The sequence below is a fragment of the Rhodococcus sp. MS16 genome (assembly GCF_013277795.1).
Classification (GTDB): Bacteria; Actinomycetota; Actinomycetes; order Mycobacteriales; family Mycobacteriaceae; genus Rhodococcus_F; species Rhodococcus_F globerula.
In genome coordinates this window covers 85,736-110,402 of record NZ_VBTM01000014.1, presented here as the reverse complement: position 1 = coordinate 110,402, position 24,667 = coordinate 85,736, and the positions used below count along the sequence as shown (strand labels likewise).

At 60.4% G+C, this 24,667-nt stretch carries 24 protein-coding genes and 1 tRNA gene; 15 read left to right on the top strand and 10 right to left on the bottom strand.

What is annotated here, in order from left to right; translation table 11 throughout:
• Positions 1-145: 145 nt before the first annotated feature.
• Both FEZ60_RS25800 and FEZ60_RS25795 read left to right on the top strand, forming a co-directional pair.
• The gene (locus FEZ60_RS25800; RefSeq protein WP_033234542.1) at positions 146-823 is read left to right on the top strand and encodes a Tellurium resistance; all 678 of its coding nucleotides are present in this window, start codon (positions 146-148) and stop codon (positions 821-823) included.
• Positions 824-1,129: 306 nt separating this feature from the next.
• A complete protein-coding gene (locus FEZ60_RS25795; RefSeq protein ID WP_045069339.1) occupies positions 1,130-1,312 on the top strand; it encodes a hypothetical protein in 183 nt (60 codons plus the stop codon).
• A gap of 52 nt (positions 1,313-1,364) precedes the next feature.
• On the opposite strand, the gene FEZ60_RS25790 is transcribed toward FEZ60_RS25795, so the two are convergent.
• Positions 1,365-2,072 (bottom strand): metal-dependent transcriptional regulator, encoded by a 708-nt coding sequence (locus FEZ60_RS25790; RefSeq protein ID WP_045069338.1) that lies wholly within the window; start codon positions 2,070-2,072, stop codon positions 1,365-1,367.
• Between the two features lie 104 nt (positions 2,073-2,176).
• Between FEZ60_RS25790 and FEZ60_RS25785 the strand changes: the two genes are divergently transcribed.
• Positions 2,177-2,857 (top strand): response regulator transcription factor, encoded by a 681-nt coding sequence (locus FEZ60_RS25785; RefSeq protein WP_045069336.1) that lies wholly within the window; start codon positions 2,177-2,179, stop codon positions 2,855-2,857.
• 56 nt (positions 2,858-2,913) lie between these two features.
• Here the strand turns inward: FEZ60_RS25785 and FEZ60_RS25780 are convergent, their stop codons facing one another.
• Positions 2,914-4,320 carry a HAMP domain-containing sensor histidine kinase gene (locus tag FEZ60_RS25780; RefSeq protein ID WP_346343415.1) on the bottom strand — a complete coding sequence of 469 codons (1,407 nt, stop codon included), beginning with the start codon at positions 4,318-4,320 and terminating at the stop codon, positions 2,914-2,916.
• Positions 4,321-4,457: 137 nt separating this feature from the next.
• On the opposite strand from FEZ60_RS25780, the gene FEZ60_RS25775 reads away from it, so the two are divergent.
• Together FEZ60_RS25775 and FEZ60_RS25770 are read left to right on the top strand one after the other, a co-directional pair.
• A complete protein-coding gene (locus tag FEZ60_RS25775) occupies positions 4,458-4,976 on the top strand; it encodes a hypothetical protein (RefSeq protein ID WP_172937394.1) in 519 nt (172 codons plus the stop codon).
• Positions 4,977-5,038: 62 nt separating this feature from the next.
• Entirely contained in the window at positions 5,039-5,386 is a 348-nt protein-coding gene (locus FEZ60_RS25770) for a DUF3703 domain-containing protein (RefSeq protein WP_172937393.1), read from the top strand.
• Positions 5,387-5,527: 141 nt separating this feature from the next.
• Here the strand turns inward: FEZ60_RS25770 and FEZ60_RS25765 are convergent, their stop codons facing one another.
• From FEZ60_RS25765 to FEZ60_RS25735, 7 genes are all read right to left on the bottom strand, one after another.
• The gene (locus FEZ60_RS25765) at positions 5,528-5,875 is read right to left on the bottom strand and encodes a TraR/DksA C4-type zinc finger protein (RefSeq protein ID WP_033234628.1); all 348 of its coding nucleotides are present in this window, start codon (positions 5,873-5,875) and stop codon (positions 5,528-5,530) included.
• Between the two features lie 133 nt (positions 5,876-6,008).
• A tRNA-Leu gene (locus tag FEZ60_RS25760) sits at positions 6,009-6,085 on the bottom strand.
• 100 nt (positions 6,086-6,185) lie between these two features.
• Positions 6,186-7,148 carry a Ppx/GppA phosphatase family protein gene (locus FEZ60_RS25755; protein ID WP_045069330.1) on the bottom strand — a complete coding sequence of 321 codons (963 nt, stop codon included), beginning with the start codon at positions 7,146-7,148 and terminating at the stop codon, positions 6,186-6,188.
• The gene (locus FEZ60_RS25750) at positions 7,145-7,690 is read right to left on the bottom strand and encodes a DUF501 domain-containing protein (protein WP_045069327.1); all 546 of its coding nucleotides are present in this window, start codon (positions 7,688-7,690) and stop codon (positions 7,145-7,147) included. Before FEZ60_RS25750 ends, FEZ60_RS25755 begins: the two co-directional genes overlap by 4 nt.
• Positions 7,687-8,355, bottom strand: coding sequence for a septum formation initiator family protein (locus FEZ60_RS33190; protein WP_033234549.1), 669 nt, complete (start codon positions 8,353-8,355; stop codon positions 7,687-7,689). Before FEZ60_RS33190 ends, FEZ60_RS25750 begins: the two co-directional genes overlap by 4 nt.
• A 22-nt stretch (positions 8,356-8,377) precedes the next feature.
• Entirely contained in the window at positions 8,378-9,664 is a 1,287-nt protein-coding gene (gene eno, locus FEZ60_RS25740) for a phosphopyruvate hydratase (RefSeq protein WP_033234550.1), read from the bottom strand.
• A 196-nt stretch (positions 9,665-9,860) separates the two neighbouring features.
• Positions 9,861-10,631: a lytic murein transglycosylase gene (locus tag FEZ60_RS25735; protein WP_045069324.1), complete on the bottom strand. Its 771-nt coding sequence runs from the start codon at positions 10,629-10,631 to the stop codon at positions 9,861-9,863.
• Between the two features lie 184 nt (positions 10,632-10,815).
• Here FEZ60_RS25735 and efeU point away from each other — a divergent pair, with 184 nt between their 5' ends.
• Genes efeU through efeB form a run of 3 tightly spaced genes read left to right on the top strand, consistent with a single transcriptional unit; the run spans position 10,816 to position 14,141 of the window.
• On the top strand, positions 10,816-11,715 hold the full coding sequence (gene efeU / locus FEZ60_RS25730) for an iron uptake transporter permease EfeU (protein ID WP_045069322.1): 900 nt from the start codon (positions 10,816-10,818) through the stop codon (positions 11,713-11,715).
• 15 nt (positions 11,716-11,730) lie between these two features.
• Positions 11,731-12,861 (top strand): iron uptake system protein EfeO, encoded by a 1,131-nt coding sequence (gene efeO / locus FEZ60_RS25725; RefSeq protein ID WP_172937392.1) that lies wholly within the window; start codon positions 11,731-11,733, stop codon positions 12,859-12,861.
• Complete coding sequence (efeB, locus tag FEZ60_RS25720) at positions 12,861-14,141, top strand: iron uptake transporter deferrochelatase/peroxidase subunit (protein ID WP_172937391.1); 1,281 nt, start codon at positions 12,861-12,863, stop codon at positions 14,139-14,141. Before efeO ends, efeB begins: the two co-directional genes overlap by 1 nt.
• Here efeB and FEZ60_RS25715 read toward each other — a convergent pair.
• Entirely contained in the window at positions 14,114-15,250 is a 1,137-nt protein-coding gene (locus FEZ60_RS25715) for a glycosyltransferase (protein ID WP_033234555.1), read from the bottom strand. The genes efeB and FEZ60_RS25715 overlap by 28 nt on opposite strands.
• 181 nt (positions 15,251-15,431) lie before the next feature.
• Between FEZ60_RS25715 and FEZ60_RS33185 the strand changes: the two genes are divergently transcribed.
• From FEZ60_RS33185 to FEZ60_RS25685, 7 genes are all read left to right on the top strand, one after another.
• On the top strand, positions 15,432-17,201 hold the full coding sequence (locus FEZ60_RS33185) for an alpha/beta hydrolase family protein (protein ID WP_172937390.1): 1,770 nt from the start codon (positions 15,432-15,434) through the stop codon (positions 17,199-17,201).
• Between the two features lie 11 nt (positions 17,202-17,212).
• Positions 17,213-18,601 carry a hypothetical protein gene (locus FEZ60_RS32675; RefSeq protein ID WP_045069855.1) on the top strand — a complete coding sequence of 463 codons (1,389 nt, stop codon included), beginning with the start codon at positions 17,213-17,215 and terminating at the stop codon, positions 18,599-18,601.
• Positions 18,547-19,569 (top strand): glycosyltransferase family 1 protein, encoded by a 1,023-nt coding sequence (locus tag FEZ60_RS25705; protein WP_239654781.1) that lies wholly within the window; start codon positions 18,547-18,549, stop codon positions 19,567-19,569. Before FEZ60_RS32675 ends, FEZ60_RS25705 begins: the two co-directional genes overlap by 55 nt.
• On the top strand, positions 19,562-21,169 hold the full coding sequence (locus FEZ60_RS25700) for a flippase (protein ID WP_346343414.1): 1,608 nt from the start codon (positions 19,562-19,564) through the stop codon (positions 21,167-21,169). The genes FEZ60_RS25705 and FEZ60_RS25700 overlap by 8 nt, the downstream gene beginning before the upstream one ends.
• The gene (locus tag FEZ60_RS25695) at positions 21,166-22,248 is read left to right on the top strand and encodes a glycosyltransferase family 4 protein (RefSeq protein ID WP_045069317.1); all 1,083 of its coding nucleotides are present in this window, start codon (positions 21,166-21,168) and stop codon (positions 22,246-22,248) included. Before FEZ60_RS25700 ends, FEZ60_RS25695 begins: the two co-directional genes overlap by 4 nt.
• Complete coding sequence (locus tag FEZ60_RS25690; RefSeq protein WP_172937389.1) at positions 22,241-23,326, top strand: cellulase family glycosylhydrolase; 1,086 nt, start codon at positions 22,241-22,243, stop codon at positions 23,324-23,326. The genes FEZ60_RS25695 and FEZ60_RS25690 overlap by 8 nt, the downstream gene beginning before the upstream one ends.
• 229 nt (positions 23,327-23,555) lie before the next feature.
• Positions 23,556-24,650 (top strand): cellulase family glycosylhydrolase, encoded by a 1,095-nt coding sequence (locus FEZ60_RS25685; RefSeq protein WP_346343413.1) that lies wholly within the window; start codon positions 23,556-23,558, stop codon positions 24,648-24,650.
• Positions 24,651-24,667 lie beyond the last annotated feature (17 nt).

Genomic DNA, 24,667 nt, shown 5'->3' with positions numbered 1-24,667 from the left:
GGCTCGGTTGATGTCCACACCGTCACCAAAATCGGACATCAGGAACAATGGGATCTGATCGACCATCACAACGGACAAAATTCGCAACTGATCGCGCACCAGGTTCCACGATCGAACTCTTCGGGTTCAGAGAAGGACAACTACGATGGCAATCGACTACACCCGGCGCCCCTCGGAATCCACACCCTCGACAGGCTCGGTCAATCTGAGCAAGATCACACTGACCAAAGCCGCACCGACGGTCAATCTCGCCAAGGCCGGCGAACGCCAGGGAAACATGCGTGTGAATCTCAACTGGTCACAAGGTGCCGCGCCGAAGAAAACGGGTTTCCTGGCCAAACTCGCCGGCGCAGGATCTGGTGCCGTCGATCTCGACCTCGGCTGTCTCTACGAACTCGCAGACGGTTCCAAAGGGGTTGTCCAGGCACTGGGCAACAGCTTCGGAGCATTGAATACCGCGCCGTTCATCATGTTGGACGGCGACGATCGCAGCGGTTCGAACACCGGCGGCGAGAACATGCACGTCAATCTCGCCGACCCGAGCGTCTTCCGACGGATTCTGATCTTCGCGATGATCTACGACGGCGCACCCAACTGGGCTGCCGTCGACGGCGTTGTCACCCTGGAGCCGACCACTGGACCCCAAGTGGAAGTTCGACTGGACTCTGCGAGCAATCAGGCTCGCATCTGCGCAATCGCCTTCATCCAGAGTTCTGGACAAGGCGTGAGTGTTACCCGGGAAGTGCAGTACATCAACGGCAGTCAGTCCGACCTCGACCGCGCCTACAGTTGGGGCATGCAGTGGTCTGCGGGCCGTAAATAGGCAGCGACGAGACCAATCAGGGTCTGCCACTATTGCGCAATTTGTCCATATTTGACTGTGGAATTGGCTAGGCTCGATTTCTGTGGGGTCAGACATGAGGGGTCAACTCGACACCGATAGTGGGTCGGCCGTGCTATGTGCTTAGCCTGGTCGGCGGTGGTGCCCCGATTCCCTCGAGATCGGGGCATCACCTAGCTCCATCGCCACGTAATGCGCCGCAATTTCGCCATTTCACACGCGGTTTCGCGGCTCACCGGCACGGGTACCAGAGAGGAAGTTCTCCTCTAGCTTCTCAAGACTGAACTGGTGATCCGAATGTGGGTGAAGCGAACCGACACAGCGCTGATCGTCATCGTTGCCGTCATCCTCGGGATCATGGTGTGGATCTCGAGTTCTCACCTCGCCGCGTCGATCGGGGTCACCGTCGCCGCTGCCGCAACCTTCTGGATCGCCTGCGGATTCATCCACGGATTCCATTCCCCGAAATGACCTTCATCCCTGCCGTAAACGAATAGTCAAGTACCGCAATAATTCTGACCTGTCAGTTGAATGCCGATATATTCGAAGAAGTGGACGTGCAGTCGACATCAATGATGTGGGCCAGCTTCTTCGGGAGTTCGATCTCATCAAGACCTCTGACAGCGTAGGACTTTCCATTCGGCCTGATCGTCACGCGGGCACCGGGAATGACGCCGGCGTTGACCAGGAACCTGATGAGTTCGGGATCGGACTGCGCATGTTCGGAAATGGACCTGACGACGCCGGCCACAGGCAGTGTCGATTCCGGAATGTCGGCCAGTTTTGTTGCTGCACCCGTTGATTCAACTGTAATTCCGAAGTGCTCCAGCCCCGGGATGGGGTTTCCCCACGGCGAAGTGGTCGGACCACCGAGGAGGTCGACAATGCGCCGCTCGGCCTCCTCGCTCATGACGTGTTGCAGGCGGCTGGCTTCCCCATGCACAAGTGTCGTGGGCATGTTGACGACGTCGGTGAGCAGTCGCTCAGCAAGTCGATGTTTGCGGGTCACCTCGATCGCACGGATGCTTCCCGGATCGGTAAGTTCGATGAGGTTATCGTCGGCAATCGAGACCAGACCGGCTCGTTTCATCCGTGTCACAGTGTGAAATACCGTCGCAGCGGCTTGGTGCATTCGTTCGATCAAGCGAGATTGCCGCACCGGGACACAATCCTCGTTGAGGTCGTAGATGGTGCGCAGATACATCTCAGTGGTGTTGACGATTTCCTTCACGCGGCCAGATGCCTTTCCAAACAGAAGTCGTGCTTGCTCGAACACAGTGATGGTTCCGATACCGGACTTTGGTGGTGCCGGACCGGAGCAGGGATAGTAGAGCCGTGCGAATTCTTGTGGTGGACGACGACCGTAATGTCGCGGAAACTGTGCGCCGGATGCTGGTGACCGAAGGCTGGGTCGTGGACGTGGAACATGACGGCCGCGCTGGGCTGGAGAAGGCGACTACAGAGCATTTCGACGTCGTGATACTCGACATCATGATGCCTGCACTCAACGGGTACGAGGTGGTGCGCCAGCTGCGCCGCGACGGTGTGTGGACACCAGTATTGATGCTGACCGCCAAGGACGGAGAGTACGACCAGGCCGATGCCTTCGATTTCGGCGCTGACGACTATCTGACAAAGCCTTTCTCGTTTGTCGTGTTGATCGCGCGCTTGCGAGCTCTGGTGCGCCGCGGCGCACCGGAGCGGCCGGTGGTGCTGACTGCGGGTTCGCTGAGCGTCGATCCCACGTCTCACGTTGCCAAACGAGGAGATACCGAATTGACCTTGGCACCAAGGGAATTCGGAATGCTCGAGTTCTTGATGCGCCACAAGGGCGAAGTAGTGACCAAAACCGAAATCCTCCAGTCCGTGTGGGATATCAACTACCGAGGCGACGAGAACGTCGTGGAGGTGTACGTCAGCTACCTCCGGCGACGGATCGACACCCCGTTCGGGTGCAAGTCGATCGAAACGATTCGTGGAGTCGGCTACCGGTTGGCAGCCGACGGCGGAGGCTAGTCGCTCCACGGTACCGATCGTGGAGGCTATTCGCTCCACGGCACCGATCGTGGAGGCTATTCGCTCCACGGTGGCACCGGGAGCGTGAATCCGACTGTGGCGCCGCCGTCGGGAGCATCTGCAACAGTGACGTTTCCGTGGTGGGCCCGCACGATTTCGTCGACAATCGCCAAACCGAGACCTGAACCCCCACTGCTACGTTCGCGAACAGTGTCGAGACGGACAAAGCGTTGCAGTACTCGCGATTTATCGGCATCGGCAATCCCGGGCCCATTGTCGGACACGGTCACACTCACATGACGCCGATCGGCGTCGACGGTTATCGCGAAGTCCAGACGGTCATGAGTGTGATGGGATGCATTGTCCGCGATGTTACGCAAGGCACGAGCCAGTTTCTCGCCGTCACCTTGCACCCGCACCGCGCTGATCTTCGCGGTAATCGTATGCCGACCAAGCGCTTCGAGCCGTGCAACCTCGGCGCTGACCACCTCGTCGATGTCAACGTCGGCCAGCCGCAGCGGCACACCGCGTTCGTCGGCGCGTGCGAGGAACAACAGGTCGGAAACCATCCCTTGCAGCCGAAGTGCCTCAGGCATCATGACTGTCGCGACGGTCTCCGGGTCGATGGGCTGCTTCGTTGTCCGGGACAGATCAAGCAGACCCACCAATGTGGTCAACGGACTGTTGAGCTCGTGCGACGCGTCGTTCACGAAGCGCATCTGCTCGGCCCGGGCAGTGCCGATGCGTTCGAGCATTGCATTCATTGTGGTTGCCAGAGTGGCGATCTCGTCGCCGGTATCCGGTACAGGCACCCGCTGATCGAGGTCTCCACCGGTAATGTCGTCAACCTGTCTACGAATGTCGTCAACCGGTTTCAGGGTCCGGGCGACAAAGTAATGGGTCAAGACAGCTGTCCCGATCACGATGATCGGGATCATCACGGCGGCCAGCACAGCAACAAAGCGAAAGAGCGAGTCGAGGCGACTCTCGGCCGCCCCGACTTCCACCGTGACCACTTCACCACCCGGGGCGAGTGCACCGACAAGTGCCCCGCGATACGCGGGACCGTCCGGGGTTGTCTGCAAACCGCTTTCGCGTCGTTCCTCGCCAGGCCGCAGCCCCGAGCCGAGCGGACCAGCCGGATAACGCTCCCCGCTGAACACCACGTGCCCCGCGTCGTCCACCACCTGAATGATGTCGACGTACCGACTGTCAGTCAGCAACGACTCGTCGAGGCTCGCAAGCCCCTTCGACTCAATGACCGCCGCGATCTGCCTCGCACGGGCTGTAGTTGCCACGTCGGCTGACTGGCGCGACGACTGGTACAGGGCGTAGAGCACTGCGCCTGCCGCAACAGTCAACGTGAGCGCTACCAACAACGTCGCCAGCACCGTCAGACGGGTACGCACAGGCCTGAGCCGCCGACGAATTCGGCCGGTCCACGCAGTGAGTGATGAGTGCACGAGTAAGACAGTAGACGCGCCATGCGCTCGATCCGTAGCGCAACTCAGCGTCCCCTAAGTATTGCTGGTCCAGGATGCATTCTGTGCGACTTGCCGTAGATGCTGTCGTCACCACACGAACCGAAGGGACCCCATTCATGGCTACTCGTACCGGGCACCGCCTGGCCGTCGCCGGCACCATTGCCGGCCTGTCGGCACTCGCCCTCGTCGTCAACCCGGCAATCGGCTCCGCAGCGATTACCGGCGGCGCATCCGTGCATGCCAACGCCGGCGCAGGCACCATCACGACCTCGATCACCGGCCTCAACACCACCAAGGCTTTCGTCAAGTGTGAGGGCACCGTTTACCGCGCCGACGCCACCATCCTCGACTCGACCACCAAGGTCGGCTCGAGCTACCTCGTCGTGGGCGACACCATGGTCGCCGGTCAGGTACTGACCAACGCCTCCGGCATCGGCACCTCTGCAGCCTTCCCCGACGGCGAGTACCAGGTCCGCACCAAGTGCAAGGAAGACGGCGACACCGAGTACCAGGATCCGATCGCATCGGTCCGCGTCACGGTCACCAGCACCACTCCGCCGACTACCGGTTCACTTGACCCGGCGGCCCTGCTGCAGGGCCTGCTCAACGGCGTCTTGAGCCAGTTCGGCAGCTAGAGCATCTGATTGCATACGCGGCGCGAACACCACACAGTCGAATCCGAACGAAGGAACCCGTCATGACAAGGATGCCCGAGCGTATTCGCGCCGCGTACAACGCCGAAATGTACGACGTCGGAACTACCAGCGACGACGCGCACAAATGGATTCACCTCGAACAGGCGCACATCTTGGCGCAGCCATACCCCTGGCCGCACACGCGCAATCACGTCGCCATGCTCACACTGGCACTGCGGCAACGCGATTGGCGTGAAGTGCGCGGACAGCTCGTGCGGATCGTTGTTGCGGCACCCGGTTCGGCCCTTCGCCGCTACCCCTCCGGCAACACCGGACGCACTGCTGCTGGGCTCACGACACCGATGCCGATACCGGATCAGCTGGCGAACCTTCTCACCAATTCGGCTTAGCCGACCCGCCACCGGATTCGGTGGCGACTCGAACTGGAATGGCGGGCGGGAACTGTGCGGACCATCGCGACTGCTCGACATCGATCCGTGCTACAGGGGCGCAGGACAGTCTTCTCGATGCCGGATACACGCACAGAACTGTCATCGACTCCGTCGCACACACTCGATGCACTGCCGCGCAGTGGGTAGCGCCTCCAGTCTGGCGTCTGCAATCGGCTCCTGGCAGACCTCACAAATTCCGTATTCACCTGACCGGAGGCGGGTTGTCGCCGCTTCCAAATCCCGCAATTCGGCTTCGGTATCGGCAATGAGAGACGCGATTTTGGCCCGCTCGAACGCGATGGTCGACCCTTCGGGATCGTGTTCATCGTCGTCGGTAGTCCAGCGGGAACCTTCGATTATGGATTCGAGTCCTTCGCGGAGTGATGCCAAGCGGTGCTCTGCCCGCCGCCGTTCCAGGCCGATGGTCGCGTGGAAATCCTGCATCATTGTATTCAACGCTGCCCGAGCACCGCGCACAATGCGTGCGATCGGCTGGTCGGAGAGCTGCGTACCCTCTGCGTACCGAAGCGAAGTCGGATGAACATCCGAGGCTTCGAATTGTGCGGTGAGCTGGTCTTTTTGGTGCCCCCAGTCGGACTTGAACCGACACTTGACGGATTTTAAGTCCGTTGCCTCTGCCAATTGGGCTATGGGGGCCTTCCCTGCTGTTGCCGGTTTCCCGACAACAACAGGGATCACACTATCGTGCGCTCTCAGGCATCGTAATCAGACCCACCGATCGTGATGCCCATCAGCACTATTGGGATGCGGGCAGCGGAATCGACATGGCAATACCGTCGAGGATGTCGTGCTCGCTGACGACCAACTCGGTAATTCCCGCTTTGTCCTCGAATGCCCGCGCGAGGATGGTGGTGACGATCGCTCCCCCGCCGATCACGTCGACGCGTCCGGGATGCATGGGCCCGAATTTCGCTCGTTCGGCGCGCGGCATCGCGGTGAGGCGCTCGCACACGTCGATCAACTGGCCGAACGAGATTCGGGACAGGTGCACCTTGTCTGCGTCGTAGTCCGGCAGATCCTGCGCGATTGCCGAGAGCGTCGTCATGGTTCCCGCGACACCCACAAAAGTCCGAGCCTTCTCGATGGGAACAACCGCAAATGCTTCCGCAAGCTTCGCGGACGCGAATTCTGTTGCATCGGAGACCTGTTCAGTGGTCGGAGGATCGGAATGCAGGCACCGCTCGGTCACCCGCACACAGCCGATATCGGTGGAATACGCAGCCTGAACACCAGCAGAGTCGCCGAGAACCAACTCGGTGGAACCGCCGCCGAGATCGACCACAACAAAGGGGCCTTCGGACGGATCAAGCTCTCCCACAGCACCACTGAACGAGAGTCGCGCTTCCTCGTCGCCGGAGATCACCTCGGCTCCCGCACCGGGAATCACGCCGCCCAGAACTTCCTGCGTCATCGCGAAGAAGTCGTCGCGGTTGGCAGCATCGCGCGTCGCAGATGTGGCAACCATCCGAACGGCGCTTGCTCCGGCTTCCGCGATCATGCCCGCGTACTCGACCAATGCGACACGGGTGCGTTCGATGGCTTCGGGAGCCAAAGTTCCTGTTGCGTCAACACCTTGACCGAGACGGACAACCCGCATTTCGCGGCGTACGTCAACCAATCGCCCGTCTGCACCGACGTCCGCGATCAGTAGGCGGATCGAATTGGTGCCGCAATCGACTGCGGCAACGCGACCCTTCACTTCTCGGGATCTACCGCGTCGTCGATGCCCGGCCAATCAGCGGGGATGGCGGTGCCGCGCAGCTTGCCCTTCCCTGCCAGAGCCACCGACTCGTCACCGAGCGGGTTGACGCCAGGCCCCTTGGCCAGTGAATGCGCCATCAGAACGTGCAGGCACTTGACGCGATCCGGCATCCCGCCACCGGCGAAGTCGGTACCGAGGGATTCGATGGCGTCGCGCTCGGCAAGATACGACTCGTAGGCGCGGCGGTACGCGGCAGCCAACTCGGGATCCTGCGTCAGGCGCTCGGTCATCTCACGCATCACACCGGCAGATTCCTGACGGCTGGCCTCTGCGGTCAGCCTGGGGTCTGTCAAGTAGTAGAGCGTCGGAAAAGGTGTGCCGTCAGGAAGTTTGGGAGCTGTCTTGACCACGCCTGGTGTGCCGTCGGGACTGCGGTATGCAATCTCGAGCACTCCGCGCGGCTCACGGCCCAACTGAGCTGCGACGGCGTCAAGATCTGCCTGCGCGACGTGAGGGGAATTTTCGGACGGATTGCTCACCCGGTGGGTACTCCTTGTTCTTCTGACTGCTCTGTCGGCATCACCGGCATCGGCGCCGGCGTTGCCTTCGTCTCGGGAACCACTGGTGGCTCCGAAATCGTTTGCCACAGATCGCGATACCACGGACCTGTCAGCGGGGCTTCTTCAACTTGCTTCTTCTCGGGTTCTTGATAGTCACCGGGAAGTTGTACCTGGAACGGCGTCTCGCCAGGCTTGACGTACCGAAGGCGTTCCCGCGCAAGCGCTTCGACATATGCGGGATCATCGAAACGCGCATTCTGCTGCCGGAGCGCGTCAACTTCCTCCTGGAGTACCCGTCGTTCGGCAGCGATCTGAGCGGCATCGGAACGCTGAGAAATGTACGTGCGCAACGGCACCGCCAACGTCAACGCGAGCATCAGAACAACCATCGCGAGAATGACAGCCCGGCTGGTCGAGAGCCCGAAGACTGTGTTGTCGGAACTGGGCAGTCTCGACCAGAACTTACGCGTCGAGGCCGACGTTGCCTTTGCCCCGGTCGACGCTGCTTCCGCCGACTCGGCTTCCGTGCCGCGTGCCCGGCGGGTGCTGCCGGGTTTGGTGCGACGAGCAGTGTCCGCGCGCCCGGAACCACGACCCCCCGGACTTCCGCCGGGGGATCGTGGTTTACCGCGTTGTGCAGACACTGCTGATACCTAAATGTGTTGCTCAGGCCTCGAATGCGAAGCGCGGGAATGCAACCTCGCCGGCGTAACGAGCGGCATCACCGAGGTTCTCCTCGATGCGCAGCAACTGGTTGTACTTGGCGACGCGCTCGCTACGAGCCGGCGCACCCGTCTTGATCTGGCCGCTGCCGACGGCAACTGCGAGGTCCGCGATGGTGGTGTCCTCGGTCTCGCCGGACCGGTGGCTCATCATCGTCTTGTAGCCGTTGCGGTGAGCGAGGTCGACTGCGTCGAGGGTCTCGGTCAGCGTGCCGATCTGGTTGACCTTGACCAGCAGTGCGTTTGCCGCGCCCTTGACGATGCCCTCTTCGAGGCGCTCGGGGTTGGTGACGAACAGGTCGTCGCCGACGAGCTGAACCTTGTTGCCGATCTGGTCGGTGAGTGCAACCCAGCCATCCCAGTCGTCTTCGTCGAGCGGATCCTCGATGGAGACGAGCGGGTAAGCGTCGATGAGCTCGGCGTAGAACGCTGCCATCTCGGCTGCCGTGCGATTCTTGCCCTCGAACTTGTAGCCGGTGCCGTCGGTGTAGAACTCGGTGGCTGCAACGTCGAGCGCGAGCGCGACATCGGTACCCAGCTTGAGGCCTGTCTTGTTCACGGCGATCGTGATGAGGTCGAGAGCTTCCTTGGTGCCGGCAACGTCAGGCGCGAAGCCGCCTTCGTCTCCGAGGCCCGTGGACAGACCCTTTTCCTTCAGGACGGACTTGAGGGAGTGGTAAACCTCGGCACCCCAGCGCAGGGATTCCTTGAAGCTCGGTGCACCGATCGGAGCAACCATGAACTCCTGGACGTCGACGCCGGTGTCGGCGTGAGCGCCACCGTTGAGGATGTTCATCATCGGGACGGGCAGGACGTGGGCATTGGGGCCACCGACGTAGCGGAACAGCTCGAGGCCCGAGGACTCCGCTGCGGCGCGGGCAACTGCCAGCGAAGCGCCGAGGAGTGCGTTGGCGCCGAGGCGAGACTTGTCCGGGGTGCCGTCTGCGTCGAGCAGCGCCTGGTCGACGGTGCGCTGTTCGGTGGCGTCGATGCCGATGATTGCGGGCGCGATCTCGCCGAGAACTGCCTCGACTGCCTTCTCGACACCCTTTCCGCCGTAGCGAGCGCCACCATCGCGCAACTCGACGGCTTCGTGCTCACCGGTGGATGCGCCGGAGGGCACTGCGGCCCGGGCGAAACTTCCGTCGTCGAGCAAAACCTCAACTTCAACCGTGGGGTTGCCACGGGAATCAAGGATCTCGCGAGCTCCGACCTGCTCAATACTGGCCACTGTGTGGTTCTCCTTCGATGGGCTTCGCATTGGGGCGCACTCCGCGTGCGTGGACATTGGGACACACACTGCGTGCATGGGCATTGGACCACGATCGTGCCGGGGCCCCCGTAGTGCCAGCACACAGCCTAACCGCAGCGCGCGAAGGCTTCTTTATCGACGCGCACACACCGGCCTGAACTGCGGTCATGAGCACTCATGCCGGCCGCGTTCCCACCGAGTATGCCGAAGCCCGATCACGCACGAGCGCGAGGTAGTCCCCGGAGAGGTTGTACGCCATCAGAGCCTGCTGCCACCCTGCGGCTGTGGTCAGGTCTCCCCCGCGGGCACACAGATACCGCGCCGCGGTGAGGGCGGCGTCATCGATATTGTCTGGATCGATACGACCGTCACCGTTGGCGTCGACGCCCCACTTCAACCAGGTTTCCGGGATGAACTGCATCGGTCCCATCGCGCGATCGTGGACAGAATCTCCGTCCATGGTGCCGCCGTCGGTGTCGGGAATCTCGGCTACGCCCGGCCCGCCGTCGAGTGGTATGCCGCGAATGATCGGACTGACTTGACCCACGGCGTCTACCGCTGAGCCGTCGTACGTTCCGTGACGGCTTTCGACGCTCCCGATCCCGGCGAGTGTCGTCCACCCGATCCCGCAACCGGGCAACGTCTCAGCCATCACGGCGGCGGCGTACCCGTAGGCCGTGAGCGCAGTCGTACCGATTCCGACGTCACTGCTCAGTCCGGCGGCCCAATCACCGAGTTGATCTGCGCTGCGGCCGGGTGCATTGATGTCGATCGGCGGTGTCGGCAAGCCAACGCCCGGCGGGATTCCTTCGGGAATCGCGATCTTCGGTTCATCGGATCCACACGCTGCAATACCCACTCCGGCAAGCACCGTTCCGGCAGCTATCGCGGCGACGACGCGCACGACGCGTCGGGGTCTCGAGGTCTTGGCAGTGGTTCGGTACACCCCTCCATCATCCACACGAGTCGACTGAACACCCGAATTTGATAGTAAAGAGAATCAAAAGGCCTGGTCAGGGTGTGGATAGCAGCCGCAAGGTGGAGTATCTTCATCGGAGTTAAGGCTGTCCTACTTTTGGCCGATTCCGTGAAGCTGCCGAGCTTCCTCCAGTTAAGGAGCATCCGTGCCCGTGTCGGTACTCGCAGCGTCGAGCAGTCCGTCAGTTGCCACGCAGCTATTCGGCAGTGGCCTGATCGGTCTCCGCGAAGGCCTCGAAGCCGGCATCGTTGTCATGATCCTGGCCGCGTACCTCGTCAAGGCACAGCGGCGGGACGCACTGAAGTGGGTGTGGCTCGGCGTTTTTGCCGCCGTGGCGATGGTCGCGATCATTTTCCTTGTCATCCACTACGGCACATCCACCGTCGACGGCCTTACCGCGGAAGTCATCGCCGGAATTGCGTCACTGATCGCCGTGGTGATCGTGACTGCGATGGTGTTGTGGATGCGAACCGCGGCCAAGACCATCTCCGGCGACCTCAAGGCCGGAATGGAAAAGGCCCTCGTCGCCGGACCGATCGCAATCCTGACGCTCGCATTCTTTGCTGTCGGCCGCGAAGGCGTCGAGACGGCACTGCTGATGGTCGGGTACGCCGAGAACACGGCAGGCAGTTCCTGGCCACTCATCGGATTGCTGCTCGGCATTCTCCTGGCCGCCATCCTGACCGTCGCCATGTACTTCGGGGCGCTACGTCTGAATCTCACGACGTTCTTCCGCTACACCGCGATCTTCCTCATCGTCGTGGCCGCCGGAATCCTCTCGTACGGCATCCGCGCCCTGCAGATCGGGAACGTCCTGCCAGGAGCCGAAAACATCGCCTTCAACCTCACCCCGGGCTACGACCCGTCCACGTGGTACGGCACTGTCCTGGCCGGCATCTTCAACTTCCGCCCTGACCCGACGGTTCTGCAAGCGACCGCGTGGGTCGTGTATCTCGTCGTCGTGCTGGCGCTCTTCCTGCGTCCGCAATCGTCACCGGCACCTGCCATCGCTGCATCGCCGACCACTTCGTCCGAACCGACAGAATCCTGAAAGGCACTTCCAACGATGCGCAAATCCACTCTCGTGCTCGCGACAGCCGCGGTACTCCCCTTCTCACTCGCCGCGTGCACCGAGAAGTCGACGGCAAGCGACGGCGACGTCATCGTCACTGCCACCGATGATTCGTGCGACGTCAGTGCCACCACGGGTACGACGGGCAAGTCGACGTTCCAGGTCACCAACAACGGCACGAAGGTCACCGAGTTCTACGTCTTCGCCGAGGGTGACCGCGCGATGGGCGAGGTCGAGAACATCGGGCCCGGTCTGACGCGTCAGCTCATCGTCTCACTCCCCGAGGCAGCGACGTATCAGCTTGCGTGCAAGCCCGGAATGGTCGGAACCGGTATCCGACAGGACTTTGTCGTCACCGGCGATTCGCAGGCAGCCACCGACGAGAGTGGCCAGCTCGCAGAAGCAGCAGACGGGTACCGCCGATACATCCGCAGCCAGATCGTGGCACTACAGGACACCGCCGCTCAGTTCGTCGCAGCCGTTCAGTCGGGCGACATCGAGCAGGCCAAGGCGCTGTTCCCGGTCACTCGCACGTACTACGAACGCATCGAGCCCGAGGCCGAGAGCTTCGGTGAGCTCGATCCCAAGCTCGACTTGCGTGAGGCAGACCTGGAGCCCGGCCAGGTCTGGACCGGCTTCCACCGCCTCGAGAAGGATCTGTGGGTCACCGGTCTGCAGCCCGACACCAATGCCGTCGCAGATCAGCTGCTCGTCGATATCCAGTATCTGGCTGATCAGGTAAACGCCGAAGACTACTCGGTCGATCCCACCAAGATCGCCGGCGATGCACAGGGACTGCTCGACGAGATCTCGACATCCAAGATCACCGGCGAAGAAGACATCTTCTCGCACACCGACCTGTGGGACTTCCAGGCCAACGTCGACGGCTCCCAGGCTGCGATCGCCGCTCTGAACCCGATTCTGCAGGAACGCAATCCCGAACTTGCCCAGCGCATCTCGGATCGATTTGCCGACCTCGACGCAGCGCTCGCGCAGTTCCGGGTCGGCGACGGATTTGTCTTCTACGACACCGTCACCGAAGCTCAGCGCCAGGAACTTTCACGTAAGATCGACGCTCTGTCCGCAGAGGTCAGCCAGGTTCAGGAAGTAGTTGCGGGGCAGTAATGACTGATGCACCACAGGGCACACCTAGCCCGGAAAATCCGACACCGCAAGGACTCTCACGGCGCAAACTGTTCGGCGCCGTGGGAGCCGGTGTTGCCCTCGCTGGTGCCGGTGCTGTTGTCGGACGGGTCACCGCTGACAACAGTTCCAGCACCGACAACTCAGACGTGGTGGCTTTTCGTGGTGACCATCAGGCCGGCATCACAACGCCCGCCCAGGATCGTATGCACTTCGTCGCGTTCGACGTGACGACGACGTCCCGCGACGAACTGATCGCTTTGTTGCAGACCTGGACCACTATGGCCGAGCGAATGACAAAGGGTGAGGAAGCAACCGAGGACGGTGCAACCGGTGACGGCCCGTATGCACCGCCGAGTGATACCGGCGAGGCCCTCGACCTTGTTGCCTCACAACTGACGCTCACTATCGGTTTCGGACCGTCACTGTTCGACGACCGTTTCGGACTGGCTGACAAGAAGCCTGCTGCGCTACTGGACCTTCCGCATTTCCGGGCCGACAACCTCGATCCGGCGCGCAGTGGCGGCGACATCGCAATCCAGGCGTGCGCCAACGATCCCCAGGTCGCGGTTCATGCCATCCGCAACCTCGCGCGCGTGGCCTTCGGAACGGCGTCGGTCAAATGGTCGCAACTAGGATTCGGGCGAACATCCTCGACGTCCACGACACAACAAACTCCGCGAAACCTGTTCGGGTTCAAGGACGGAACCGCCAACATCAAGGCGGAGGATCCAGCGCTACTGAGCGAACACGTCTGGGTCGACGGCGCCGACGATCAGGAATGGATGGCGGGGGGATCATTTCTGGTCGCCCGCCGCATCCGGATGCTGATCGAGCAATGGGATCGCACAGTCCTCAAGGAACAGGAAGCCGTCATCGGCAGGTCGAAGCGCAGTGGCGCTCCGCTCGGCGGAAAGGACGAGTTCGACGAACTCGATCTGGACTCGAAGGAAGGCCACGACTTCGTCATTCCCGAGGACGCACATGTCCGTCTGGCGTCTTCCGAAGAACTGGGCGGAATCCAAATCCTGCGGCGCGGATACAACTTCACCGATGGTTCCGACGGGCTCGGTCACCTCGACGCCGGCTTGTTCTTTGTTGCGTACTGCCGGAACCCTGTCGAGCAGTTTGTTCCGATGCAGCAAAACCTCTCCCGGCACGACGCGCTGAACGAATACATCCAGCACGTCGGTTCTGCCGTCTTCGCCTGCCCCGGCGGGCTTTCAGGTGAAAGTTATTGGGGATCTAAACTTTTCACATAGGCGGCCGATTCGACGCCCGTCCACATCGCTATCTCCTCATGGAAGCGCCGCACCGAGTACTTGCCATACGTGTTCGACCTGACAATACTCACGCGGTCGATCTCCTGAATGCACTCTGCAATCGACTCCCACCGGTCATCGTGAAAATGCAGCCCGTCGACGCCATGCGTCACCGTCTCCGCAGCACCTCCCATGCTGTTCGTAATCAGTCGGGCGCCGGCTGCCATGGCCTCCACCGGCATGATCCCGAAGTCCTCGATAGGCGGAAACACGTACGCAAGCGCGCGCTGGTACAAAGCGAACAGCAAAGCGTCCGACGGTCGATGAATAATCCGCACCGGCACCGAGGCTTCGGAAGCCATTGAACGAAGTCGCTCCTCCTCCGGCCCCGACCCGGCAATAACAGCCGCAACGCCGGCTTTCTCTGCGGCACGGATCACCCAGTCAAGCCGCTTGTACGGAATGAATCTAGATGCACCCAAAACGAACACAGGGGGCATGCTGAAAAGTAACTGAAGTTCTTCCGGTGACAATTTCAACCTCCAGTCGTCAACAGCGACAATTCGATCGACATCAACCGGCGGATGAATAACCTTGGAACTCACACCCCAAGCGCGTTCTATTCGTTTGCTGACAAACTCACTGTTGGCCGCAAAAGACGCGCCTTCGGAGGCGCGCTTACGATCAATTCGCCGCAGCATCGGCGACGCCATCCGCGCCGAGAGTGAATTACCACGCTCGTCGAGTTCCGGATTCCACACATAACGGGCAGGCGTGTGAACATAAACGAATTTACGTAATTCCGGGGACGCTCCGGCGAATGTTGCGTGGTGAGCAAATAGATGAGAACTGATCAAAGCGAAATCGTAGTCACGATTTTCGAGACCACGCCACGTGAACGGCATCGCCGGAAGTGCCATCGCTTTCCTACCGCGTAGAGGCGTTCCAGCCAACACGCTCTCGCGGACATTTGTCGCCGGATATCGATCGGGAGCGTCGTTCCAGAGACAGTAGACATCCGCATCCGGATAGCAATTGACAAACTCGTCGAGAACCTTCTCCGCTCCCCCAGAACGTTCGATCCATTCATGGACCAGAACACCAGCCATTTCGGACTCCAGTACGCGTCAATTGTACGATTTGATACTTTGCGCCCGTAAAAGCGCGATCAAACAAACCGATGGTATGTTTACTAGCAACATACAGGCAACCTCAATCGACGGCCGCCCTCCTCACGGTGAGGTCGGCAACAGCACGTCAATATTCAAATTCGGCAGCCAACAACACGGAGTGATCACCATCGAGACTCAATTGGCCACATGGTTCGGCCCGGCGGAGGCACCACTGCTCGGATTCGTCCATGTTCCGACATCGGGTATTGCGCGCGAAGCAGTCGTGCTGTGTTCACCCATCGGCAAGGAGCACATCGATACCTACCGCGGAATGCGACTTCTGGCAGACGAACTGGCTGCCCGAGGAATAGTCGCGTTTCGCTTCGACTACGAGGGTGTCGGTGATTCGTCGGGCAATGAGGATGCACCCGACGCGATGGATCGATGGCGCAGCAGCATCGTCAGCGCAGTTGACTTCGTCCGTCAGTGCGGTGCTCAATCCGTCAGCATCGTCGGTTTACGACTCGGCGCACTATTGGCCGCTTCAGCTCTCGAAGGCTGCGGGACAATCAATTCGGTGGTCCTATGGGATCCGGTTGTCAACGGACGCAGCTTCATCCGGGAGCAACGAGCGTTCTACTCCATCAGCGTCGGAGAAGACGACCCCACCGACCCGCGCGTATCGATCATGGGCGGCGCACTGGCACCAGAATGCGCCGACGAACTCACCCAGACCCGATTGAAATACCCATTCCCGGGAAACCCGCAGACCCTCCTTGCCGTCCGGTCCTCGATGAAGGGCAGCGGCGCGATTACCCGCCTGACCTCCGAACTACAGCCCGATGTGCTGACACTGGAGAATCACGAGGCATTCACTTCGCCGCCAAGCTTCTACGTCGATATCCCATACCGCCACATCGACGAGATCGCCGGATGGATCGACCGTCATGCACCGGCAACGACGCATACCGTCAGCCCCACAATCGAACTCACTGCGCGAGTAGCGGTGACGCCGACGGGTGACGACGTCTACGAGTCGCTCGAACGAGTCGGCGCGGATCAACTGTTCGCAATCCGGACCCATCCCGCAACCTCGGTCGCGCATACCTCCGTCGACGCCTCGGCTGCCTCTTTCGGAAAACCCGAGCGCGGCATGGTTTTCTTCACAACTGCGATCGAGCACCGCATCGGACCCGGCCGATCTTGGGTACACATTGCACGCGATGCCGCCGAGCACTCCGTTACCAGCTTACGGTTCGACCGACGTGGAGTCGGCGACACCGGACATATCGATGCAAACAATCCAACGTCTGTGTATTCAAGGGCCGCAGACGAAGACGCGCTGACAGCTGTCGCCGCGCTCGGCGCTGCACCTGAAAACGTCATACTCGCGGGATTGTGCTCGGGTGGATGGACGGCGGCGTCGGTGGCCCTGACGCTTGGTGCTCGGTCGACAATTCTTGTGAATACCATCTTGTGGTCGACGCGCAGGAAGCGGTCACTCACCGATGCGGTACTGCCCGAATCTCCGAAGATCACTTCGGGCACCGACACCACCAAACCTCCCTTACGTGCGGTGATCAAGGCACAGCTTCAATCACGTCTTCCGTATTTCGCATGGAAGCTGCTGGGGCACAGGGGTATAACTCAAGTTCCCGAAGTCTTGCTGGACGCATTGCACAGTCGTGGCGTCCCGACGAAAGTAATTCTCTCACCTGCTGACGCCGAGTGGTTCCGTCAGCAGCGAGGAGACGAGGGCATTGCGCGAATGACTCGACGTGGGTATGCGTTCGACGCTGTCATGGCAGAGGTCGGTGATCACCCGTCGTACCATCGTGACCTTCGCAGCATCATTCGCAGAGAATCGATGTCGGTGGTGGCAAAGCAATTCGGCAGCGCCGCACTACAACCGAGCTACAGCCCTCCACCGAAGCGGTCAACCGTGTGAACCCTGTGATCATGGCGTTCGGCGTGGTGGCGGCAGCCCCGGTGGCGCTTGCCCTCTATCGTCGGCCGCAGCGTGGACTGCTCGTCCTCGCACTTTTTGCGCCCCTTCACGGGCTACTGGCGATCATCCCGAGTGGGCAATCGTTGGCAGGTTGGAAGGAAGGGCTCATTTTGCTCACGCTGCTGAGCACTTTTGTGAGTCCGAATCGTCACCGTGTCGTGCACCCGTCGATGCCGTGGTGGCCAGCCGCCCTTGCCTGGGTTGTACTCGGGTCGGCGTCTGCCCTCATCCTGTCCGGAATCGGCGGGGTGGGTTCGATCAAGATCACGTACTTTTACGCTCTGATCCCGGTAATCCTCTGGAGAGCGCCCTTCACCCGATCGGACCGAGACCATCTCGTCACGATTCTGATGGGGATGGGCATTCTCACCTCGGTGATCGGCCTGCTCCAGCAACTCGTCGGGCCGGAGTATCTGGTCGAACTCGGCTACAGCTACACCGAACAAATCAGAATTACCGGTTCTCTGCTGCGCAGTTTCAGCACGTTCACCGGACCATTCGCGTTTGCGCTGTTCGTCAGCCTCAGCCTGATTGTCGGTATTTCTGTCAGCCTTGCTGATCCGAAGCGCTTGCGGAACATCATCTTTCTCGCCTCAACTCCGATCATGATTGCCGGGATGGGCGTTTCGATCGTGCGCGCCAGCTACATCGCTTTTGCTGTGGGTCTCTTCTGCTTGGCGATCTACCGCTACCGCTCATTACTAGTCGTCTTCGCCGGCGTTGCCGTGGCAGTTCCGGTTGCGCTATTGCTCGCGCCGTCGTCGATCGTCGCTCCGTTGTTCTCGTCGTACAGCCTCTCGGAACGTGGCAATGGATGGTCGTCCACGATCAGTTCGCTCTACGTCCATCCGCTCGGACAGGGACTTGGCGCCACCGGATCTGCCGCGGCGAAAGCCGCTGAAACAGCTCACCCGATGCTGGACACGCTGACTATCAAGGCAGCCACCACGCTGGGATTGATTCCGTATCAACCCGACAACTACTACATGAAAGTTGCGGTCGAACTCGGCCCGATCGGGGTGTGGATATTTGTCCTACTCCTGATCTCGGCGACGGTCACCGCGCTCCGAAGTTCTCGGGTACTTCGGGGCCAGGACAGCGCGTTCGCCTTGGGTGTCAGTGCTTCCGTCATCGCCGCGGCCTGTGCATCGGTGTTTGCCACTTACTTCGAGATTTTCCCTCTCGACCTCTATTTCTGGTTACTGATTGGAACTGTGGGATGCGCATTGAGTCAACACCACTCAGACGAACACATGACGTCCGTTCGGAGATCACCTTCGGAGCAATGGCCCTGCGCCCCGGCGGAGGAGGCGTACAAACCTACGCTCGTGAAATCCTGAAAGAAATCGCCCTGCAGGTCGACGGGTCGGTGAAGTTGAGCGCGGCAATCCAGAGCGACGCCGTCGCCGAAATTCCGTCGTCGCTCAGCGCGATCGAGCGACCGGTCGTCGCCGGCGCCCGTAGGGCTGCCTGGGCCATGGTTCCTATTGCCGGGTCAGCTTTGTACCACAGCCTCGACGTGGATCTACCGATCAGGCAAGCGGGCGTTACGGTCTCGACGTTTCACGACATGTCGGTATTCGATGTTCCATGGGCATTCAGCAAGTTCCGGGCGGCCGGTGAACGGCAACTACTCTCACGAGCCCTACGCAAAGCGGACGTGCTCATCGCGGTGTCCGACTTCACCGCCGAACGAATCAAATCTTTCAGTGGGCGAGCGGCGGTGGTCACCCCGTTGGCCCCCGCACCGTGGGCTGTGGTTCCCACCCCGACTGCAGTCGCAGACGTCCGCGTTCGACTGAATTTGCCCGAGAAGTTCGTGCTTCAGGTCGGAACGATCGAACCTCGTAAGGACGTCGCGCTTGTTGCCGAGGCCTGCTCAGAACTTTCCATTCCATTCGTGCTCGCGGGTTCCGGCTCGCGCGGACCTTCCGCACCCCGTTCTGCGATAGGACTCGGATACGTTGCAACAGAGGATCTTCCCGCGCTGTATTCCGCGGCCACAGTCGTTGCCTACGCCTCACACTACGAAGGTTTTGGGCTACCACCACTCGAAGCCATGGCCTGCGGCAGTGCGGTAGTCGCCAGCGCCGTCGGCGGACTTCCCGATTTTGCCGGCGAAGCCGCGATACTGGTGAAGACCCATGACAAGAACTCGTGGGTCCGTGCTCTGCGCTCAGCGATCGACGATCCAGAATGCAACTTGGCTCTACGGACCGCCGCACCCCAGGTCGCATCACGACTCACCTGGGCGCGAACTGCCGAACTCACCGTCGGCGCATACCGATCCGCTGGATTGAGTGTCTGAATTGCGCTTCATGACAAAACGCCGCGAAACGGACCGCGAGTACGTATCGCAGCGAGAATTCGCAGAACTGAAAAGAGCTGCACTCGAGACGTTCGAACAGGAACGGCGCGAACGAGAAACCAAGATCTACGAACCGTCGACGCCCGAATTGACCGCGAACGCAGCCCGCCGCAGCACCGTCATCATGCTGGGGAGCAGGGTCGCTGTAGCAACAATGGGCTGGATCGGCTCCGTCCTGATCGCTCGCGCCATAAGCCCCGAGCAATTCGGACAGTTCTCGTTGATCTTCGGTCTGCTCGGATTGTTGTCCGTCATCACCGATCTCGGAGTCGGTCGAGTCGTCCTTGCGAAACTGGTCGAAAGCAATCCTTGGGAAATATCGCTGGTCACGACAGCCTTTATTTCGCTGCGCGTCGTCCTGGGACTACTGGGGTACATCCTCGCTGTTGGCTACGTCTGGTTGTTGAGTTATCCGGCGGAAGTCGTCGAAGCGACAGCCGTTGCCGGTCTCGTCGTTGTTGTCGCGACGCCGAGTCACGCACTGTCCGTTATGTATCAAAGCCGCCTCAAGATGACATACGTGGCAGTCGCCGAAGGAGCCGGGCAACTTGCTCAACTGATCGCGACCATCGCAGCGGTTCTATGGCAACCGATCCTGATCGTCTTCGTAATTCCGGCGTTGATCAACGAAGTGGTCGCCGCCGCAATCAAGATTCGAGGTGTTCGCCAAGGAATCGCCGGTCCGCTCCCGGCGTCGCGTGCTCAATTTCGGCGATGGAAGGACATGCTGGTCGAGGCAATACCGCTGAGCATCGGATTTGCTTTCATCACACTACTTTCCCGCGTCGATGTACTCATGCTCGGACAACTCGATTCTTTCGAGTCTGTCGGGTTGTACAGCATCGGATACAAGTTCGCGGATCTCCTACAGATCGTCGCGATCACCATCGTCACGCCCGTGACGACACTCCTGGTGGCGTCGTGGCCCGACAAACTCGACGCATTCCGGGAACGAAGCCGAGAAGCGTTCATTGTCCTGACTGTCCTCGGTGGCGCATCCATTGCTGCTTTCTGGCCGGCAGCGGCAGAGGTTCTCTCACTGTTGTACGGCGAGAGATTCACCGTTGCAGGCACTTCGACACGACTGCTGGTGCTTGGCGCATGTTTCTCGATGCTGACACAACTCGGCCTGATGATGCTGGTTGCCAGTGGACGGCATCGGACGTACCCATGGGTCGCTCTCGGCGGTCTGGGCGTCAATGTCGTTCTCAACTTCGTCCTGATCCCCCGGTTGTCGTTCAACGGCGCCGCACTGGCAACGGTGCTGACCGAAATCCTTCTGTTCGTTGCGATGTGGACGGTCATTTTTCGGACACTTCCAGTGCGCAAACTGTTTCCGGCAGTCCCGTTCATCGCAACGTCCCTCGTGGGCGCATTGGCCGCGATCACGGGAACCCTCGGTGTCGAACGTTTCGGCATTCCGTGGCCGATCGTCGCCATCGTCGCACCTGTCGTTGTCATCGGGATCTTCGTAGTACTCCCGATTTCCGGCGGGAAGCCCTTGTTGTCACTCATCAAACCCGGTGGAGAAACCGCATGACTCGAACGTTGATCTTCGTCAGCCATACCGGTGAAGTATCCGGAGCCGAACTCGTCATGATCCAAGTGATGACGCTTGCACGAGACCGCGGGTCCACGGTGATATTGGCCTGCCCGAACGGCCCACTACGCGAACGCGTCACCGGTATCTGTGAAGTTGTCGAACTACCGGCCCTCGGGCTCAGGGGAGAGGGCGGCGTCCGTCGAATTCTCGGTATCGCCACAGTGGCCAAGAACTGGCGGATCGCCGGACGCGTCGTTGCCGCCCGCGCGCTGGCCGAGAACGCCAAAGTTATTGTCAACTCACTGTTTGCCTTGCCCGCAATCAGGCTCGGCCGTGTGAGGGGCGGCGCGACCTGGCTCATCCACGACACTCTGTCCAACACCAAACAGAACATCGTCGTCCGGATCGCGAGGCCATCGATCCGACGCGCGGTTGCCGTGTCCGGACCAACCGCAATACCGGTACGCGCACTCGGTATTCCCACGAGTGTCGCGAGACTCGGCGTTGCGGTTCCTGCCGAAGCCGCGAAAATTCAGTCCCCCGCCGGGCGCATCGTGGGAATCATCGGATCCATCACTCCGTGGAAGGGACATACCGTTCTGCTGGACGCCGTTGCCCGAACGCCCGATGTCCATCTCGAGATCGGCGGCGTCCCGTTTCCTGGAGACGAACCGTACGCCGAAGCACTGCAACAACGGTCTAACGAGCCGGACCTGCTGGGCCGCGTGAAATTCCTCGGATATGTCGATTCACTGTCCACTCTGAGGAATTGGGACCTCGCCATCTCGGCCAGCACATCGCCTGAAGCCAGCCCCTTGGTGGTTCTCGAAGCGATGAGCGTCGGAATTGCAGTCATCGGAACAGATCACGGTGGAACCAGCGAGTTATTGGCGGGTGGCGCCGGTTCACTCGTCCCGGTCGACGACCCGACTCGCCTGGCCGCAGAAATCACCAGGCTTCTAGGCGATGACAATGCGCGATCCGCGTTCGCTCATGCCGGACGAGAAAAGGTTGTCGACCGGTACGACATACAAAAGAATCTTCCGGCACTACTCGAGGAACTCGTCCATGACTAAATTGATTCGACTATCAGCAGCCGCGATCGTTCTCGTGGGCATGGGCATTGTCGTGCACTCTTCAGTTCCCGCGTTAGGGCAACCATGTGCGACGGCTCCTCCAACAGACAACACCGGCATCGCACTCGGATCCGGTTACACGTCATTGGACCAATCGGAAATGCAGCAGGTTGTCGAAGACATTCGATCATCCGGCGCGCATTGGATCAGATTCGATTTCGACTGGTCGTATATCGAATCCACTCAGGGAACCTTCGACTGGTCCGGGACCGACAGACTGGTCGACACAGCGACAGATTCAGGACTCGAGGTGCTCGGCCTGATCACCTACACGCCGGAGTGGGCACGTGATCCTTCCGTCGCCGAATCCGACAGCCATACCCGCCCCGCTGACCCGAATACTTTTGCCACCTTCGCCGGCCTCGCGGCGGAACGTTACGCGGATTCTGTGTCTTCGTGGGAAATCTGGAACGAACCTAATCTGCGGGCCTTCTACAATCCGGTGCCCGATGTGACCTCGTACGCCGAACTGCTCACGGCGGCAAGTACCTCGATCAGAGAGTCCCAACCGAACGCGACAATCGTCTCCGGCGGGCTGTCACCGGCGACGGACAACGGCACCGATATCAGCCCCACGACGTTTCTCACCGACCTGTACGAGGCCGGGGCTGGACCGCAGTTCGACGTCGTCGGGATGCACCCGTACAGTTTCCCCGCGCTCCCCTCCGATTCGCTGACACAAAGCTGGAATTCGTTTTATCGAATGAGACTTATGCGCGACACCATGATCGAGAACGGCGACACGACAAAGTCGATCTGGGCAACGGAATTCGGTTCCCCGACCGGGGACGGCCCGGACGCTGTCACCGAGGCCGTCCAAGCCGAAATTCTCCAGGACGGACTGAACGAAGCTCGCGCACTGGGATTCATCGCGAAGGTATTTGTGTACAGCCTCCAGGACCGTGGTTCCGACACAAGCGATCGCGAACAAAATTTCGGGCTTCTGGACGTGAATTCCGATCCGAAGCCTGCAATGGACGTTCTGGTAGCTGCCAACAAAACCGGAGGCTGTATCTGAAATATTTCGCCATGCTAATCTGCAGTCGGCAAAAAACGGACAATACCAACCGGCGCATTTCCATCGACTTCACAAGCAGGCACAAGTACTGAAGAAAAGACCTGCCGCCTGCCAACCACTGGATGAATTCATGCAATTCTGATGCTTGTCGGATTAATCCGTGAAATACGGATAATTCGCTCTGCCAGATGCTCCGATTTCGCATTCCCGTGGAAGGAAGGTGGTCGACGTGCGTCGACTTCGATTACCACTCGTATGTGCACTGCTACTGACGATCGGATCGTTAAGCGCCTGTGCACCCAAGCCGGTAACAACAACAACGACAAGTGCCCCGCCCGCAACCTGCAGTTCTGTCGGGTTGGGTATCGCAGGCGGAGCGCCACTGAATTGGCTCTCACAAGCCGATCTGGATACCGAGTTGAGTGCCATGAAGAACGCAGGCACGACATGGCTGCGCTTCGACATCGACTGGTCTGCCGTCGAACCGACCAAGGGTCAACAGAATTGGGCAGCAACTGATCGTGTTGTCGATCGAGCGAGACTACAAGGATTGAGTCTCGTCGGCATCGTTACCTACACGCCGGCATGGGCACGTGTGGCCGGAGCAACCGACACTCATGGTTACCCTTCTGACACCGCGGCGTTTGCCAAGTTCGCTCAGCAAGCAGCGCAACGCTATTCAACGAGGATCAGCACTTGGGAGATCTGGAACGAGCCGAACCTCACACAGTTCTTCCGCCCGAAGCCCAACGTCAACACCTACGCAGCGATACTGAAGGCTGCGTCAACCAGTATCCGAGCGGTCCAACCGGGGGCCAAGATCCTCAACGGAGGATTAGCGCCCGCGGTCGACAACGGCTCCGACATATCACCGGTCACCTATCTGAACGCCCTCTACAGCGCCGGCGCTAAATCGTACTTCGATGTGTTCTCCATCCACCCGTACAGTTGGCCTGCCTTGCCGTCCGACGCATCCACCTCGAGTTGGAATACTTTCTACCGGATTCGTTTGATGCGCGACATCATGGTGAAGAATGGCGACACGGGAAAAAAGGTCTGGGCAACAGAATTCGGCGCTCCTACCGGATCGGGATCAACTGCTGTCACTCCGCAACTACAAGCCAGCATCATCTCCGACGGATTTGCGCAGGCACAGGCACTCGGTTACATCGAACGCATATTCATCTACAGCATGCGTGATCGCGGAACCAATTCCCGAGACATCGAGCAGAATTTCGGTCTGGTGACGATCAACTACACGCCGAAACCTGCCCTGGACGCAGTCAAGAAGGCAATCGGGGGTTGCAGCGCCCCCAAGATCTGAATCCCGATATCCTCTAT